The sequence below is a fragment of the Pseudonocardia charpentierae genome (assembly GCF_031845345.1).
GTDB classification, from domain to species: Bacteria; Actinomycetota; Actinomycetes; order Mycobacteriales; family Pseudonocardiaceae; genus Pseudonocardia; species Pseudonocardia charpentierae.
The window spans coordinates 70,696-87,106 of record NZ_JAVREJ010000014.1 but is presented as its reverse complement, the minus strand read 5'-3'; the positions used below and the strand labels follow the sequence as shown (position 1 = coordinate 87,106).

18 protein-coding genes and 1 tRNA gene are annotated in these 16,411 nt (G+C 70.6%); 6 read left to right on the top strand and 13 right to left on the bottom strand.

Annotation, left to right across the window (positions count from 1 at the left end):
• The first annotated feature begins 111 nt into the window (after positions 1–111).
• Positions 112–651: a M48 metallopeptidase family protein gene (locus tag RM445_RS19565; protein ID WP_311558277.1), complete on the top strand. Its 540-nt coding sequence runs from the start codon at positions 112–114 to the stop codon at positions 649–651.
• 33 nt (positions 652–684) lie between these two features.
• Here the strand turns inward: RM445_RS19565 and RM445_RS19560 are convergent, their stop codons facing one another.
• Entirely contained in the window at positions 685–2,148 is a 1,464-nt protein-coding gene (locus RM445_RS19560) for a zinc-dependent metalloprotease (RefSeq protein ID WP_311558151.1), read from the bottom strand.
• A gap of 49 nt (positions 2,149–2,197) precedes the next feature.
• Between RM445_RS19560 and RM445_RS19555 the strand changes: the two genes are divergently transcribed.
• The 3 genes from RM445_RS19555 (at position 2,198) to RM445_RS19545 (ending at position 6,567) form a co-directional block, all read left to right on the top strand.
• Positions 2,198–3,214, top strand: a complete 1,017-nt coding sequence (locus tag RM445_RS19555; RefSeq protein WP_311558150.1) for a YlbL family protein — start codon at positions 2,198–2,200, stop codon at positions 3,212–3,214.
• Between the two features lie 179 nt (positions 3,215–3,393).
• Positions 3,394–6,324 carry a UPF0182 family protein gene (locus tag RM445_RS19550; protein ID WP_311558276.1) on the top strand — a complete coding sequence of 977 codons (2,931 nt, stop codon included), beginning with the start codon at positions 3,394–3,396 and terminating at the stop codon, positions 6,322–6,324.
• Between the two features lie 166 nt (positions 6,325–6,490).
• Positions 6,491–6,567 (top strand) — tRNA-Met (locus tag RM445_RS19545).
• Positions 6,568–6,645: 78 nt separating this feature from the next.
• Here RM445_RS19545 and RM445_RS19540 read toward each other — a convergent pair.
• From RM445_RS19540 to RM445_RS19485, 12 genes are all read right to left on the bottom strand, one after another.
• Positions 6,646–8,010, bottom strand: a complete 1,365-nt coding sequence (locus tag RM445_RS19540) for a tyrosine-type recombinase/integrase (protein WP_311558148.1) — start codon at positions 8,008–8,010, stop codon at positions 6,646–6,648.
• The gene (locus tag RM445_RS19535) at positions 8,007–8,201 is read right to left on the bottom strand and encodes a helix-turn-helix domain-containing protein (RefSeq protein ID WP_311558146.1); all 195 of its coding nucleotides are present in this window, start codon (positions 8,199–8,201) and stop codon (positions 8,007–8,009) included. Before RM445_RS19535 ends, RM445_RS19540 begins: the two co-directional genes overlap by 4 nt.
• Positions 8,198–9,613, bottom strand: a complete 1,416-nt coding sequence (locus RM445_RS19530; protein WP_311558144.1) for a replication initiator — start codon at positions 9,611–9,613, stop codon at positions 8,198–8,200. Before RM445_RS19530 ends, RM445_RS19535 begins: the two co-directional genes overlap by 4 nt.
• Positions 9,610–9,825, bottom strand: coding sequence for a hypothetical protein (locus RM445_RS19525; RefSeq protein ID WP_311558143.1), 216 nt, complete (start codon positions 9,823–9,825; stop codon positions 9,610–9,612). The genes RM445_RS19530 and RM445_RS19525 overlap by 4 nt, the downstream gene beginning before the upstream one ends.
• Positions 9,825–10,109, bottom strand: a complete 285-nt coding sequence (locus RM445_RS19520; RefSeq protein ID WP_311558142.1) for a hypothetical protein — start codon at positions 10,107–10,109, stop codon at positions 9,825–9,827. Before RM445_RS19520 ends, RM445_RS19525 begins: the two co-directional genes overlap by 1 nt.
• Positions 10,106–11,581: an FtsK/SpoIIIE domain-containing protein gene (locus RM445_RS19515; protein ID WP_311558141.1), complete on the bottom strand. Its 1,476-nt coding sequence runs from the start codon at positions 11,579–11,581 to the stop codon at positions 10,106–10,108. Before RM445_RS19515 ends, RM445_RS19520 begins: the two co-directional genes overlap by 4 nt.
• Before the next feature lie 136 nt (positions 11,582–11,717).
• A complete protein-coding gene (locus tag RM445_RS19510; RefSeq protein ID WP_311558140.1) occupies positions 11,718–11,906 on the bottom strand; it encodes a hypothetical protein in 189 nt (62 codons plus the stop codon).
• 2 nt (positions 11,907–11,908) lie between these two features.
• Entirely contained in the window at positions 11,909–12,229 is a 321-nt protein-coding gene (locus RM445_RS19505) for a hypothetical protein (protein ID WP_311558139.1), read from the bottom strand.
• 4 nt (positions 12,230–12,233) lie between these two features.
• On the bottom strand, positions 12,234–12,470 hold the full coding sequence (locus RM445_RS19500) for a hypothetical protein (protein ID WP_311558138.1): 237 nt from the start codon (positions 12,468–12,470) through the stop codon (positions 12,234–12,236).
• 332 nt (positions 12,471–12,802) lie between these two features.
• Positions 12,803–13,006, bottom strand: a complete 204-nt coding sequence (locus tag RM445_RS19495) for a hypothetical protein (protein WP_311558136.1) — start codon at positions 13,004–13,006, stop codon at positions 12,803–12,805.
• Between the two features lie 99 nt (positions 13,007–13,105).
• Complete coding sequence (locus tag RM445_RS19490) at positions 13,106–13,495, bottom strand: hypothetical protein (RefSeq protein WP_311558135.1); 390 nt, start codon at positions 13,493–13,495, stop codon at positions 13,106–13,108.
• 139 nt (positions 13,496–13,634) lie between these two features.
• On the bottom strand, positions 13,635–14,411 hold the full coding sequence (locus RM445_RS19485; RefSeq protein ID WP_311558134.1) for a GntR family transcriptional regulator: 777 nt from the start codon (positions 14,409–14,411) through the stop codon (positions 13,635–13,637).
• Between the two features lie 67 nt (positions 14,412–14,478).
• On the opposite strand from RM445_RS19485, the gene RM445_RS19480 reads away from it, so the two are divergent.
• Positions 14,479–14,907 (top strand): NUDIX hydrolase, encoded by a 429-nt coding sequence (locus RM445_RS19480; protein ID WP_311558132.1) that lies wholly within the window; start codon positions 14,479–14,481, stop codon positions 14,905–14,907.
• A 346-nt stretch (positions 14,908–15,253) separates the two neighbouring features.
• Complete coding sequence (locus tag RM445_RS19475) at positions 15,254–16,123, top strand: alpha/beta fold hydrolase (protein ID WP_311558131.1); 870 nt, start codon at positions 15,254–15,256, stop codon at positions 16,121–16,123.
• The last annotated feature ends 288 nt before the right edge of the window (positions 16,124–16,411 follow it).

Sequence of the window (16,411 nt, the reverse complement as noted above, 5' to 3'; positions counted from 1 at the left end):
CTCGGGACGGCCGGCGCCGACGGCTCCGTGGGGCGGACCGGCCGGGGATAGTCTTGGTCCGTGGTCAGGCCCGCTGTCGTGGAGGTCCGTCGTAGCGAACGCCGTCGCCGGATGGTCAGTGCCCGGCGCGAGGGCGACACGGTCATCGTCTTCATCCCCGGCTGGATGAGCGAGTCGGAGGAGACGCGCTGGGTGGACGAGATGGTGCGCCGGCTCGAACGCAGCGAGGCTCGTCGCCGCTCGCCCGCACGCACGGGCGACGACGCACTGCGCCGCCGCAGCGTCGAGCTCGCGCGTCGCTATCTGGAGGGCCGCGCCGAGCCCACCACCGTCCGGTGGGTGCCCACGATGAGCACCCGCTGGGCGTCGTGCACCCCGGCCGACGGCACGATCCGGGTCAGCGAGCGCCTGCGCGACGCGCCGGCCTGGGTCGTCGACTACGTGCTCGTCCACGAGCTGGCGCACCTGCTCGAACCCGGCCACGACAAGGCGTTCTGGGCCTGGGTCCGCCGCTACCCGCGCACGGAGCGCGCCATGGGCTACCTGGAGGGTCTGTCGGCCGCGGCCGGACTCGGCCTGGTGGGCACCGACGGCGACGTCCCCACGGACGCCGACCCCGACGCACCGACGAGCGGCACCGTCGCCGTCTGAAGCTCGAAGAAGGTGCCGCTCGTCAGCGATCCGTCAGGACTTGGCCGGTCCCTCGCCGCCCTCGGACCCCTCGGCCGGGGACTCGGGCTCTGACGACTCCGACTCCTCGGTCTTCGAGGACTCCGCCTTCGAGGCCTCCGCCGCGCTCTCCGCGCGCATCGTCTTCTCCAGCTCGGCGATCGGGTCGCCGAGCTCTTCGCGGGAGACGAACGCCGCGGGGTCTTCCAGGTCTTCGGCCGACGGGATCAGGTCAGGGTGCGCCCACAGCGCGTCGCGCCCCGCGACACCGCGCAGCTCGCCCAACCTCCGCCAGAGCTCGGCCGCGTTGCGTAGCTGGCGCGGCCGCATCTCCAGCCCGACGATCGTCGCGAACGTCTGCTCGGCCGGGCCGCCGGACGCCCGCCGCCGCCGCAGGGTCTCCCGCAGTGCCGCCGCACCGGGCAGCCGGTCGCCGACGGCGTCCGCGACCGTGGCGTCCACCCAGCCTTCGATCAGCGCGAGCAGTGTCTCGAGCCGGGCCAGCGCCGCCTTCTGCGCGGGGGTGGTCTGCTGCTCGAACATGCCCGACTGCATGGCCTCTTCGATGGCGCCAGGGTTCGACGGGTCGATGCCGCGGGCCAGTTCCTCGATCCGCGAGGTGTCGACGGTGATGCCCCGCGCGTACTCCTCGACCGTGCCGAGCAGCCGCTCCCGCAGCCAGCCGACGTGGGCGAACAGCCGCTGGTGCGCCGCCTCCCGGGCCGCGAGGTAGATCATCACTTCGCTGGCGGGCCGGTCCAGGCCCGCGGTGAACTTCTCGATGTTCTCCGGCAGCAGCGCGGCGGTGCCGGCCGGGCCGACGGGCACACCGACGTCCGTCGAGCTGAGCACCTCGGCGGCGAGCTGGCCCAGTCCGCCTCCGAGCTGGCTGCCGAACGCGAGGCCGCCCATCTGGCCGAGCATCGCCAGCATCGGCCCGGCACCTGCGCGGACCTCCTCGGGCAACGCCTCGACCCAGGCCACGGACACGCGCTGGGCGACCGGGTCGCAGAGCCGCTTCCACGTGGGCAGGCTCGCGGTCACCCACTCGCTCGCCGACCACGCGGCCACCTCGGAGGCGCCGGCCGGGAACGTGGTCGCCGGGTCGAGCCAGAGCTCGGCCAACCGGATCGCGTCGCGCACGGCAGAGCGCTGCGCGTCGGTCAGCGACGACGTGGTCCCCGCCAGGCGCTGCTTCGCGATGTTCGCCGCGAGGTCGTAGTTCACCGGGCCACCGCCGGTGTTCTGGGCCTGGCTGAGCATCTGACCCAGCTGCGTGAGCATCTGCCCGAGTTGGTTCACGTCGAAGCCACCCGGCGGCATCCCGGGCATTCCCGGCATGCCGGGCATCCCGCCCGGAAGACCCGGGAAGCCGGCGCCGAAGCCGAAGGGGTTCTGGTCGGGCTCGCGGTCGGGGTCGCGGTCGGGGTCCCGGTCGGACGGCCCGAAGCCGAACCCGAACGGCGGCTCGTTCGTCATGGCCCCACGGTACGCGGATCGCACAGGCGGCCGCCTAGGCTGCTCTCCCGTGGTAGGCCGTTCGAGCACGCTCCTGCCCGCCGCCCTGCTCGCGGCGGTGCTGTGCGTGCTCGGCACGAGCACGCCCGTCCCGCTGGTGGCGCTGGGCCCGGGCCCGACCTACGACACGCTCGGCGACGTCGGCGGAGCCCCGGTCGTCACCGTCGACGGGCTGCCGACCTTCCCGACTTCCGGGCACCTCAACATGACTACGGTGGCGGTCTCGGACCGCCTGACGTTCGTGCAGATGCTGCGGGCCTGGATGTCGGGCGACCGGCAGGTGGTGCCCCGAGCGCAGATCTTCCCGCCCGGCAAGACCGACGCCCAGGTGCGTGCCGAGAACACCCAGCAGTTCGCCACCTCCGAGTCGAACGCCGAGCTCGCCGCCATGACGCAGCTGGCGATCCCCACCCGCGTCGTCGTCGGCGAGGTCGTCCCGGACTCCCCGGCCGCCTCCGCGCTGCGGATCGGCGACGAGATCATCGCCGTGTCGGGGCGCCCCGTCGGCACGCCCGCCTCGGTGTCTCAGGCGCTCGCCGGCACCACCCCGGGCCAGAACGTGACCGTGACCTACCGCCGCGGCGGACAGGAGCAGACGGCGGACGTCGCGCTGGCCGCGAGCCCCGACCGGACCCAGGGCCTACTCGGGGTGCGGCCCAGCGTGGAGCCGCGGGCCGGCGACATCCGCATCAGCCTCGGCGACATCGGCGGCCCCTCGGCCGGGTTGATGTTCGCGCTCGCGGTGGTCGACAAGCTCTCGCCGGGTGAGCTCACCGGAGGCCGGTTCGTCGCCGGGACCGGCGCGATCGACGCGGCCGGCGACGTGTCGCCGATCGGCGGCATCCCCTTCAAGATGCGCGCCGCCCACGACGCCGGGGCGACGGTGTTCCTCGTGCCGGACGAGAACTGCACCGAGGCCGCCTCCACCGCGCCCGCGGGCCTGCAGCTGATCCGGGTGACCGGCCTGGGCGACGCGGTCACCCAGCTGGAGGCGCTCGACGGCGGCGCCCCACCCCGATCCTGCTGAGCCGACGGCGCGCGGAGCGGTTATTTCTCCCGTTTGCCCAACTCCGCCCAGCCCACGGGAACTCCACACGCCGTCCGTAGAGTTGGCACACCAGGGCCCGCCACCGCCGAGTGCCGTCGGCGCAGCGTGAGGCGGGCCCGCACGAGAAGTCCCCGAACACTGGAGCGTGTCCCGTGGCCATGCGGCCCCCGGTGGGAGCCCCGACGCTGAACCGCCGTACCCGGATCCTGCTCATCGCCGCGGGCGTCCTCGTGCTGCTGCTGCTGGGCGGGTCCCGCCTGATCACCTTCTACGTCGACTGGCTGTGGTTCGGCGAGGTCGGCTACCGCAGCGTCTTCTCCACCATCATCTTCACCCGCGTCCTGCAGTTCCTGCTCGGTGCGGTGCTCATCGGCGGGGCCGTCGCGCTCGCGCTGTGGATCGCCTACCGGTTCCGGCCCGTCTTCGTCCCCGTGTCCGGGCCGGAAGACCCGATCGCCCGCTACCGCACGGTGATCATCTCGAGGCTGCGGGTGTTCGGGATCGGCATCCCGGTGCTGGTCGGCCTGATCGCGGGTCTCGCGGCGCAGGGCGACTGGCAGACCGTGCAGCAGTTCCTGCACTCCACCGCCTTCGGGGTCACCGACCCCGAGTTCGGCATCGACATCAGCTTCTACGCCTTCGAGCTGCCGTTCTACCGCTGGGTGCTCGACTGGCTGTTCATCGCGGTCACGATCAGCTTCATCGTCGCGTTGGTCGCCCACTACCTGTTCGGCGGCATCCGCCTGACCGGCCGCGCCGGGCAGGTCTCCGCCGCCGCGCGCGCCCACCTGGCCGTGCTGGCCGGCGTGTTCGTGCTGCTCAAGGCCGTGGCCTACTACCTCGACCGCTACGAGCTGCTGTACTCGACGCGCAACCCGACGTTCACCGGTGCCACCTACACCGACCTGAACGCCGTCATGCCGGCGAAGCTGATCCTGCTGTTCATCTCGGTGATCTGCGCGGCGGCGTTCTTCGTGGCGGTCTTCCGCCGCAACCTGCAGCTCCCCGCGATCGCGGTCGTGCTGCTGGTGCTGTCGAGCGTGCTCGTCGGTGCGGCGTGGCCCGCGGTGCTGCAGCAGTTCGTCGTCGCCCCGAACGCGAACGAGCGCGAGGCCCCGTCGATCCAGCGCAACATCGACGCCACCCGCCAGGCGTTCGGCCTGACCCAGGACAAGGTCGACATCCAGCCCTACGCGGGGACGTCGGAGGCGACGCCCGCCGAGGTCGGGGCGGACCGCGACACGATCCCGAACATCCGCCTGCTCGACCCGAGCAAGCTCGGCGACACGTTCACGCAGTTCCAGCAGCGGCGGAACTTCTACGGGTTCCCGGAGAACCTCGACATCGACCGCTACACGGTCAACGGCCAGACGCAGGACTACATCGTCGCGGCGCGTGAGCTCAACAGCGAGGGCCTGGTCAACAACCAGCAGGACTGGATCAACCGGCACCTCGTCTACACCCACGGCAACGGGATGGTGGTGGCCCCGGCGAACGAGGTCAACGCCCAGCTCCAGGACGCCGGCGGCCAGGGCGGCCTGCCCCGCTTCACCAGCATCGACACCGGCAACGCCGCGTCCGCGCCCGAGGGTCTGCGGGTCACCGAGCCGCGGATCTACTACGGCGAGCTGATCACGGACTACTCGATCGTCGGCGCCGACCCGGGCGGACCGCCGCGCGAGTACGACTCCGACACGCAGAGCTACACCTACAACGGGCGTGGCGGGGTGTCGCTCGGCAACTTCTTCAACCGGCTCGTGTTCTCGCTGGTGCACGGCGAGCGGAACATCCTGTTCAACGCGTCGATCAACGACAACTCGAAGATCATGTACGTCCGGAACCCGTCGGACCGGGTCAAGGCGGTGGCCCCGTGGCTGACGCTGGACACCGACCCGTACCCGGCCGTGGTCGACGGGCGCGTCACCTGGATCGTCGACGGCTACACGACGCTGGCGAACTACCCCTACGCGAAGCAGATGTCGTTGGGCGACGCCACCGCGACCGCGCTCCAGGGCGTCCCGCGGCTGCCCGACGAGGAGATCAGCTACATCCGCAACTCGGTGAAGGCCACCGTCGACGCCTACGACGGCACCGTCACGATCTACGGCTTCGACGAGACGGACCCGGTGCTGCGGACGTGGGCGGCGGCCTTCCCGGACGTCGTGAAGCCGGCCTCGGCGATCTCGGACAGCCTCCGGTCGCACTTCCGCTACCCGGAGGACCTGTTCAAGGTCCAGCGCGAGCTGCTCACCGAGTACCACGTCGACACCCCGGGCGAGTTCTTCTCGACGGTGTCGTTCTGGGACGTCCCGTCCGACCCGACGGTGCAGGGCGCCGCGGGCACGGCCGGCTCGGCGCAACCGCCCTACTACCTGCTCGCGGGGCTACCAGGGCAGCAGGGCGCGACCTTCCAGCTCACGAGTGCGCTGGTGAGCCGGGCGCGACAGTTCCTCTCGGCGTACGTCACCGCGAGCTCCGATCCCGCGAGCTACGGGAAGATCACCGTGCTCGAGTTGCCCGCGGAGACGCAGACGCTGGGGCCGCAACAGGTGCAGGCCCAGTTCCTCGGCTCACCGGAGGTCAGCTCCCAGCTGAACCTGCTGAGACAGAACCAGACGACGATCGAGTACGGCAACCTGCTCACGCTGCCGGTGGCAGGAGGTCTGCTCTACGTGGAGCCCGTCTACATCGAACGGGCGGGGCAGAGCGCCTCGTACCCGGTGCTGGCCCGCGTGCTGGTGAGCTACAACGGCCGGGTCGGGTACGACGCGAGCCTCGAAGGCGCGCTGGAAGACGTGTTCGGCCCGGGTGCGGGTAGTGCCGTCACCCAGCCGGGACAGCAGCCGCAGGCAGCGCCAGGCGCGCCGGGCGCGGTGGTCGCGGCCCCGAACCCGGCCAGCGCGGACCAGGCGGCGGCCGCCGCCGCGATCCAGCAGGCCCTCGGCCAGCTCAAGGCTGCGCAGCAGAGCGGCGACTTCGCGGCGCAGGGGCAGGCCCTGTCGGCGCTCGACCAGGCGGTGCAGCGCTACCAGCAGGTCGCGACGGCCCCGGCCCCCGCTCCTGTTCCGGCGGGGACGGGCGGCGGCTGACCGATCGAGATCGACGAACGGGCGACATGAGGCTCGGATACGAGCCTCATGTCCCCTTCTCGTTGATCACCGCCGGGCCGCGGGTGAATCTGCACCCCCCCTGCAGCAGCCCCGGCGCGAGGTGTAAAGTCGTTCTCACAACAGCAAGACAGCGTTCACGCGCTAGCGCGGGGTGGAGCAGCTCGGTAGCTCGCTGGGCTCATAACCCAGAGGTCGTAGGTTCGAATCCTACCCCCGCTACCAGCCGAAACGGCCCTCGGGAGATCATCCCGGGGGCCGTTTCTCATGTGTTGTGACCAGATCTGTGACCAGCGGGGTCCGTCAGCCGGCCTCCGGCGCGTCGTCGAGGCGCCGACGGATCAAACCGGCGACCAGCTCCGCGGCGGCCCGGTCATGACCGGTCGAGCGGTGCCCGTAGATCGCCACGGTGATCCCCTCGTGGGCGTGCCCAATCCGGTCGCTGACGATCTTCGCGTGGACGCCGCTGTCCAACGAGAGCGTGGCGTAGGTGTGCCGGACGTCGTGCAGCCGGATGCGCCGAACCCCGGCCAGGTCCACTAGTCGGTTAAACCGGCGCGTGATCGTGTCGGCGTGCAGCGCGCGCCCGTCCGGGTAGCGCAGGAGCTTGTGATGGCTCGTGTCGTACCCCGAACCGAACGCCTCCTGCTCCTCGCCGAGCCCGGCGAGGTAGGCACGCAGCAGCTCCACCGTGAAGTCGTCGAGGGAGATCACCCGGATCCCGGCGTTGGACTTGCCGTCGGACTCGACCGTGTAGCCAGCGACCACGACCCGGGTGTCCTCGATAGCCAGCGTGCGCGCGTCCAGGTCGAGCAGCTCCCGGTCCACGCCGGCCAGCTCGGAGCGGCGCATGCCCGTGGTCGCGGCGAGCAGCCACATCGCGGCGAACCGGTCGGAGAGCGCGAGTCGTAGCCATGCTGTCAGCTCGTCGACCGTCCACGGCTTTGGTCGGGTGCGCGAGGTGCGCCGTTGCTCGCGGGGGAGGCTGGCGTGCTCAGCCGGGTTAGCAATCAGGTACTCCCACGCCACCGCATCGGAGAAGGCACGGTGCAGCATCCGGTGAACGTTCTTGACCGTCTTGGGTGCCAGCCCGGCTCCGGCGTCGACCGGCTCCCGGCCCCGTCGAAACCGCAGCACCGCTGCCCGCGCCGCGTGGATGCTCACCCCGCAGGCCGTGACGAGCTGGGCGGGCGTCGGCCCGAGCCCGTCGCGTTCGGCCCGGTGCTCCGACCAGTAGGCGAACATCGCGGAGTTGCGGTCTGTCTTCACCCGGCCCTCGGTGAGCAGGCGTCGATAGAACAGGTTCAGCACCGGAACGGTGATGTCCTGCAGCCGCCGGTCGCCGATGATCGGGTCGACGTAGGCGCGGATGTAGTCGGCATAGTTCTGCCCGGTCGACGGCTTGACCGAGTCGCCTACCGCAGCCTGCCATTCCAGGAGGAACGCCCGCACGGTGCGTCGGGTGGTCCGGATATGACGACCGCCGCCGTGTCGTTGTTTGGACGCCATCGCGGCAGTCCAGGCGTCGGCCTCCGACTCGAACCCGCCGCGGTTCTCCCGCTGGCGTTTGCCGGTCAGCGGGTCCGCTTCGAGGTCCAGGCGGTAGTACCAGCGGGAACCGCGCTGGTGGACCGTGATGCCCTTCGTGGGTTGCGCGCGCCTGCTCATGCCGCCGCCGTCTCCTCGATCATGGCGAGCAGGCGCGCGGTGACGACGTACACCCGGCCGCCGAGGCGTCGCACCGGAAGCTCCCCCGATGCGGCGTAGCGGTAGGCCGAGGCCCGGCTGATGCCGAGCAGCTCCGCCGCTCGCGGGACCGTCAGCAGCGCCGGAAGCTGATCCGTTGTCTGCCTGTTCATGCGGCTGCCCTCCGAGTGATCCGAGTGGTGCGTCCCTGTGTGCACTGGCGTGCGGCGATAGCGAGCGCGAGTTCGCGTTCGGCGTGGTCGTGGTGGCCGATGTGGACGACACGCCAGTCGTTGATCACGGTGATGGTGTCGAGGTCGGCGAGGGCGTGACCTGGGTCGTCGGTCTCGCGGGCGAGCTGGTCGAGGTCGGTGCGGAGGCGCCAGGTGCGGCGTTCGGAGCGGATGGCGGTGAAGGTGACCGAGTACGAGCGGCTCTTGGTCATGAAGTGGCCGCGGAAGCCGAGCATGTGCGCCCAGCGCCGCAGGTTCAGGTCTGCATACTCGACGAGGCCGCCGAGCTGCCAGGCCGTATTGATCATGCGGCGGTGGTGCGGGGAGACGTCGAGGTGGGCGATGTGTTCGCCGTCGCGGATCGGGCGGTCGGCACCTTCGCCGCCGTCTACGGCTCCGGTGCTTTTGGTGGCGTACTTGGCGATGTAGCCGGCCAACGCGGCGTCGGTGATCTGCCCGGTCTCGTCCTCGAGGTGTCGGGCCGCGGTGGGGGTGACGGGCCGCAGGTCGAGCTGGGCGCCCCAGCCGAGGACAAGCGGGGCGGCGTTCTGCCGGGTGGTGATGAGTTGGGCGGCCCGTGCGGCCGAGGTGATCGCCGTCCGCATTACTTCGTGGGTCAGGCCCGAGGGGGGCGGATCGGCGGGCCCGCCGGTTCCGTCGAGGCGGATGACGGCGTGGAAGTGGACGAGCCCGCGGCGCTGGTATTCGGCGACCTTGGCGTACGACAGCCGGGCGTGCTGCCCGAACTCGCGAGCCCCGATCCCGAGGGCAGCGGCGAGGGCGCGGCGCACGGTGGTGGTGAACCGGGCCCATAAGGCTCCGGCGTGGGCCTGCCAGAGCACGGCCCCGTCGTAGTCGTAGCTGTCGGGGTCGACGGGGGTGGCAATGCGGGGGTCGGCCGGGTGGTGCCGCTCGCCGCAGCGGCAGGGGACGACGTGCCCGCGACGGGTCACCGTGCGGGTGTGGACGTGCCCGAACGAGGGGGCGGTCAGGGTGAGGAACGCACGGGGGTGCTCAGTGACGGTGTCCGGGACACCTTTCGATTCGTCTCCGGCTAGGCCGGCGCGCAGGAGGTGGTAGGCGTCGGCGGCGTAGCGGTCGGAGCAGGCGGGGCAGAGCGCGGCACGGCGGTTCCCGCACGGAGCCAGGACGGTGCCGGCACGTTCGACGAGGACTGCGCCGTCGCGGTCGAGGATCTGGGTGGAGCCGGTGAGGTGGATGGGGGCGGCGCAGCCGCCGGTGGCTTGGACCTGGGCGCGCCATTGCTGGTAGTCGGGGGCGCGCAGGCGGGCGCCGAGCTGGTCGACGACGGGCAGGTCGACGGCGGCCGGTCGTCGGAGAGAGTGGGTCATCGGGTCCACCACCAGCGGAGTCCGGCTTCGTCGTTCCACTCCCGGAGCAGCTGGCGGGACAGGTAGAGCTCACCGGCGGTGGCGGCGGCGCAGATGAGCCAGAAGGCGCCGGAGTGCGTGCCGAGCGCGAGCCAGCCGACCGCGACGGCGGCGACCAGGGCGAGGGTGACGCGTAGCCAGGTAGCGATCGCCCAGCCGGTGACGGCCCACATCACGCCACCTCCGTCCGGTGGTGGTCGGGCATGTGACGGGCACGCCATGCCGCTGCGGCGAGGGCGTCAGCGGCGTTCTCTCGACGTTCCCGAATGGCCCGGGCGGCGTGGCGGGCGGCGACGGGCACGAGGGCGAGCGTGGCCAGGGCCAGCCCGGTCAGGACGGGGTGACCGGTGGCGAGGAGCACGGCTCGGAGCTGCGCGCCGATGCCGGCGAGCCCGACGAGTGCGGCGAGGACGACGGCGGTGATGTGGTCGTGGCGTCGGCCGGGGTCGGTGATCACGACACGCCCTCCTTACTGGTGCTCGTGCCGTTGGCGGAGTGGGTGGTGCCGGGGAAGGGCAGGACGTCGCCCTCGTCCGGGCCGTTGTCATCGCGGCTCGCCTGGTTGGGGGCGCAGCGGGTGGTGAGGTCGTCGATGTCGGTGTCGGTGACCCACCCGGCGCGGAACCGGACGGGCAGGCGGGAGCCGGTGTCGATGACGAATCCGATGCCGGCGTGGTCGGGGTCTCCGGGGATCTCGTCGGCGAGGGCTCCGCGGTCCCTCGCGCCGTCGCCGAGGGCCATGTCGACGTGGGAGGCGGCGGTGACGCCGAGGCAGATGCGGGTGTCGAACAGTTCCCGGACGTCGACGACGTCTTTGGTGGGTTCCTGCACGTAACCGGCGACCCCGTGGTCGGACGCCCGGCCTTGGGTGAGGACCTCGGCAAGCAGGCGGAGTGCTTCGCGCACAGCCGACCGGTCGCCGTAGGCGGTGAGCATGGCCAGCTCGTCGATCATCAACAGCTCGTACGGCGTGTCGACACCGATTTCGCAGCGGCGGACCTTCTCGGCGCGCATCCATGCTTGGCGCTCGACCATGGAGTCGCGGAAGTCGGTCAGGAGGTCGATCGCGTCGTCGAGGGTGGTGGCCCAGCGGTGGAAGAGGGCCTGTCCGCGGTCGGTCTCGGTGCCGCCCTTCAAATCGATCATCCAGACGCGGAGCAGGCCTTCGCGGATCATCGGCCCTGCCGCCCGTAGCGGGTTCCATAACAGGCTCGACTTGCCCGCACCCGAGGCGCCGACGACGAGCAGGCGCTTGCCGCGCAGGTTCAGCAGGAACGGGCCGCCGTACTCGTTGTCCCCGACATCCAGGCGGCAGAGGTTGACGTCGGCGGCCGACTCGGGGATGGGGGTGGCGTCGATGGCGTGCGGGAACGGGTTGCGCCGCTCCACGATCACCGTCAGCACACTGGGCCGGCGCCGGGACACGGCGACGCGTTCGGCGCGGAGGGCGTCGGCGAGGGCCGGGGTGTGGTCGGTCCACGCTTGCAGGTCCTGGCCGCGGACCATCCGCACGGTCAGGGTGTCGATCGACGGGGTGACCGAGCGGACCCGCAGCACCCGCGGGCAGAGGGTCTGGCCGGTACGCCGGTTCTCGCGGGTCAGTTCGCAGTCGTCGAGCACCCGCTGCCAGCGCCGGCCGCGGTAGACCGTCCACCGCCGCCGGGCCGATCGGAGCCGGGGTGCGGCCCACCGGTCGAAAGATGCGGGGTGCGCCCGCCACCAGATCACCAGCACCGCGGCCAGGCCGGCGAAGCCGTAGCTGACGGCCGGAGCGCCCCACTGCCGCACAGCGAGGACGACCAGGGCGGGCACGAACGCGAAGAGGGGGTGGCGGAGCAGCCACGCCGTAGCCCGGAACTCGCCGCCGGTCCGCCGGGTCGACGCCCGCGCCGAGTTGCCGCGGACCAGAACCGCACTATTTCTGCTCATCACTGACTCACCTCGTGCTAGGAGGAAGGGTGGGCGTGTGAGGACTCGGTCGCGCATCCCGAAGATTGCTCACCGGAATGCGCGACCGGCCCTGGTCGTGCGAACTGCGAGTGCCGGTACCGCGGGAACCGACCTGCTATTTGTCGCGAAGGGCGCCACGGGCGGAGTCGATCTGCACCATGAGGAAGGCGACGTCGCGGGCGAGGTTGTGGTGGGTGGTACGGAAACTCCCCGCCCGGAGCGGGATGCCGCGCATCGCCCGGCGCAGGCTGCGCATGGCCCGGTCGAGGTCCTCGACAGTCCGGTCAACGGTGGTGGCGGCCACGGTCAGGCCCGCCAGTCGCGGGAGACGAGGTCGGCTTCCCAGCGTTTGGCGGAGGTGGCGATGACTCGCAGCGAGCCGTGCGCCTTCTTCGCCGCCGCCCGCATCTCCTCCGGTGTGGCCACCGACCAGGACCGCCGGCCGCCGCGGCCGTTGCTGGCCTTCGCGGGTTGGGCGTCGGTGATCTTGGCGGCGAGCTTCTCGGCCTGGCCGAGGGCGTCGCCGACGGCCTGCAACGCCATCCAGAACTCGGCGTACTTGCGCAGGGCGCGGCGGTTGATGGGGCCCCGCGGCCGGTACCGAGTCCTGTCCAACGGCGTGGTCATCGGCTCAGACCCCCCTGCGGATCGCGGTCTGCGCCAGCCGCAGCCCCTCGGAAACCCCGGCCCGCCACGCCTGCTCGGTCGGCACCATCGGCCCGTTGTGGCCCGGCTGGCGGGTCCAGGTCCGGCGCTCCCGCTCCAGACGGCGGACCAGCCGCCCGACCCCGGCCGCTGGCTGCCGGCCCCTTCCCGTCGTCTTCGTCTTGCTGCTGCTTGCCCTCGTAGTGGCGGTGGTGGTGGTCATCCCACGCTCACATCCGATCCCTGCTCGATTACCGACTCCTGCTTGATGGACTTCTGTGTTCCGGTGCCGTGGCAGTCCGGGCAGCACCCGGACGACTCGCAGATCTCGCACTCCGGTCCGTCTCCCGCGCCTGGATAGGAGTCCGGGTAGAAGCCGTATCCGTCGCACGGATCGCACGCCCCGGATCCGTTGCATTCCTCGCAGTTCACGCCGATCCGCCTCCTGTTTTCGGCATGGCTCCACCCCGACCCGCATTCCGCGGCTATGACTGCTAAATCGATGTGGGCGGATTCGCCCGAGAAGTACGACCGGTCAGGCCGGTCGAGCGGCCGTCAGGCGGCCGAGTCGCGCACGGTCTCGGACCCGTACGAGCCGTCAGTGCCGGCAGTGCTCGTGTTGATGTTCGTGGAATCTGTGAGTGGCCGGATGGCGTTGTCGAGCTCCGCCAGCGCGATGGTGAGGGTGTCGCGGAACGCGGACAGGACCGGGCGACTCAGGTAGAGGTCGACCCGCGGCCAGCCGCTGTTGTCACCCACGAGCACCACCGCCCCGCGCGTCCTCGGGGTGGAGCCGGACCGTGACCGGGGTGGCCGCCCGCAGGTGTGCACTCACGGTCACCCACACCGGCTGCTCGCTCACTTGTCCTCACCACCCTTCGCCGACGACCCCGAGGATCCGAATGCGCTGACCGAGGGAGCAGCGGGAAGCGGGGCCGGTGTGGCGGGCTTGAGCCCGACGGCCTTGAACGCCAGCCCGGAGATCGACCGACCGTCCGGGGAGTCGATCTGATAGGGGCTGATCCGCGGATCCACCAGCTCCACACGGGTGTCCTCGTCGAACCCCGGCCCGGGATCCGTCGCCAGGGTCACCTTGATCTCCTCGCCCTTCGGCGCCCGCTCACCTGCGGGGACCCGCTGCTTGACGAACAGCGACACCACGAACTGCGTCACCCCGTTCCGGTCGGTCACCACCAGCTGACCTCCCGCACCGTCGTCGCGGGTCTTCGGGCACGGCGGGTCGACCACTGTGCACCTGTAACCACTCAGCATCACCGGCAGATCTCGCATCGCTCCTCCTCGGCAACCACTCACCTACACGTCTAGGTGAGTAGCGCTACGCTACAACACGTCTAGATGAGTCGGCAAGAGGGGCGGTGAGGCGGCCTCAGCGGGCAGGGATGTCGTACTCCAACACGTATGCGGGAGCGGCCTTGACGGTGTCGCAGACCTCCAGCGGCTGCCCACCGGTGTCGAAGGCGGTGCGCACGACGACAAGTACCGGAACACCGTCGGCAAGCTCGAGCCGGCGACGTTCGTCGGTGGTCGGCATGCGGGCGGTGACCTCCTCGACGAAGTGGCCCAGTTCATGGCCTGCTTCCTCCAGGCGTGCGTAGATCCCGCCGGGCCCGGTGTTCACCTCAGTGATCGCTGTGCCGTCTGCGATGCGCAACGGCAGATAGGACACGGCGGTCTCCACCGGTCGATCGTCAGCCAGGTAGCGGCGGGATCGCACGACGACCGGCTCGTCGTCGGCCAGGCGCAGCCGCTCGCGCACATCCGCTGGCGGCGCCGTCTTGGTGACCTCGATCTGGTCGACCCGCGGCCGCACGCCGGACTTGTCGGCCTCGGCGAGGAAGGCTGCTTGACCCGCGTCGCGATGCCGACGGAGGAACCGATCAGAGGCAAGTCGGCGAACCGGTGCCGGCTGCTGGACGAACACCCCGCGGCCGTGCTCGGCGACCACACGACCCTCTGTACGTAGCTCCTGGATCGCCTGCCGGACCGTCATCCGTGCCACGCCGTAGTGCTGGATCAGCGTGGCTTCCGACGGGAGACGGTCGCCGGGGCGCAGCTCGCCTCGCTCGATCGCTGCCCGCAGTTGGTCTGCGATCTGCCGGAACGGCGGCCGATCGTCGCGGCGGTCCACCGTCCCGAGCTGCACGCGAACTCCTCCAGTCGTCCAGTCAAGCGATACTCTAGCTGCCCCAAGTGACTGCGAGGCATCTGAGATGACCGACAACCCGCACCACTCCGTCAGCGTCGCTGGCATCGTGGTGCGCCAGGACGGCCGCATCCTGGCCATCCAGCGCCGCGACACCGGCCGGTGGGAACCACCCGGCGGCATCCTCGAACTCGACGAAACCTTCGAAGACGGCGTCCGCCGCGAAGTCGCCGAAGAGACCGGCGTCGCCGTCGAGGTCGAACGCCTCACCGGCGCCTACAAGAACCTCACCCGCGGAGTCGTCGCCCTCGTCTTCCGCTGCCACCCCGTCGGCGGCGAAGCCACACCCACCGACGAGTCCCAGCGCGTCGGCTGGCTCACTCCCGACGACATCACCACCTGCATGACCCCAGCCTTCGCCATCCGCGTACTCGACGCCCTCGCCGACGGCGCAGCCTCCCGAGCACACGACGGCGTCCACCTCGTCGCCCCCTGACAGTCGACCGCCGGCCCTCGTAGCCATCTCCGCCGACTGCGCGTTTGCAGACACAGTGTTCAGCCCAAGATCGAGGCGCTGATCAGCCCGACCCTGGAGTTGGTGTCGCGGGGTTCAGCGCTCTGGTCGACCCGGTCAATGGCTGCGTATCTGGGCCTTCAGTGCTCGGACTGCCTCGTCGAGTTCACGATCAGGTCCGAAGCACGCCGCATCGCACTCATCCAATCGACCCAATCGGACACCGAGTAAAAATCAGACCGTTTGGAGCTTTCCGGGCGCTGCCATACGCGTCACCCTCGTCGTGCGTCCGTCCCTGAACACGGACATGTCGGAGCGGAGGCTCGACATGACATTGGTCGACGTCAATCACACCACCCTCTACTACGAGCTGCGCGGGAACGGTCCGTCGGTGATGTTCGTTTCCGGTGCGAGCGGCGATGCCGGGCACTGGACAGCCGTCGCAGACGCGTTGTCAGACACGTTCACGGTGCTGACCTATGATCGTCGCGCGAATTCGCGTAGCCCTCGACCGCAGAACTGGACGGCGGCTCCGATCGACGAGCAGGCCGACGACGCGGCCGAACTGCTCAGAGCCCTCGATCTCGCACCCGTCGTCGCGTACGGGAACAGCTCCGGCGCGAGCATCGTGACAAGCATCCTGCTCCGTCACCCCGAAGTCCTGCGGGGAGCGATCCTGCATGAGCCTCCCTTCTGGCAGGTCACGGCAGGCGGAGAGCAGTTCAATGCCACGCTGGGGCAGATCATTTCTGAGGGCATGGAGGAGGGCGGGCCTCGGACGGCGATGGAGCGCTTCCTGCGCTTCGTCGTCGGGAACGAGGTCTTCGAGTCGTTCGACCCGGACCTTCGTGATCGGATGCTCGGCAACGGTGAGGCCTTCTTCGGCCTGGAGCTGGAAGCGGTGGTGTCCTACCTGCCCACGCCCGACCAGCTCGGTGCGGTACGGGTGCCATGTGTCACGGCTGCCGGTGTGGGCAACCGCGACCCTGCCGGGGAACTCCACTGGTTCTACGAGGCGTCCCAGTGGGCCGCGAGCCGGCTCGGAGCGCCCTTCATCGAGACGCCCGGGGTGCACGTTCCCCAGGCTTCGCACCCGGACGCCCTCGTCGACGTACTGCGTCCGCTCCTCGGCAAGCTCACCGCCCCACAGCCAGAGTCAGACCATGGGGCGGATCGCCCCCTCAAGGAGCGTGTCTGAATCGGCTGCGCTCACGCTCTGAGCCGCTGCACACCCGACAACAGCAACTGCGCGGGCTCCGCCCGCACCCGGCACCCATTAGAGATCGGGGGAGGGCACTATCGGTGGTGATCTCCTCCCGCCACGCCACGAGGACAACCAGACCGGCCACCAGGGCGCAAGGCGGGAAAGCGTGCCCTGCGCCCTGGTACCCGACCCGGCAGGGACGAGCCCGCGCCGCGAGGAGATCACCACCTACAACCGGGGGCTGCAAGCTGCCGCGACCTTGTCTGCCGCGACCTGCCTGAC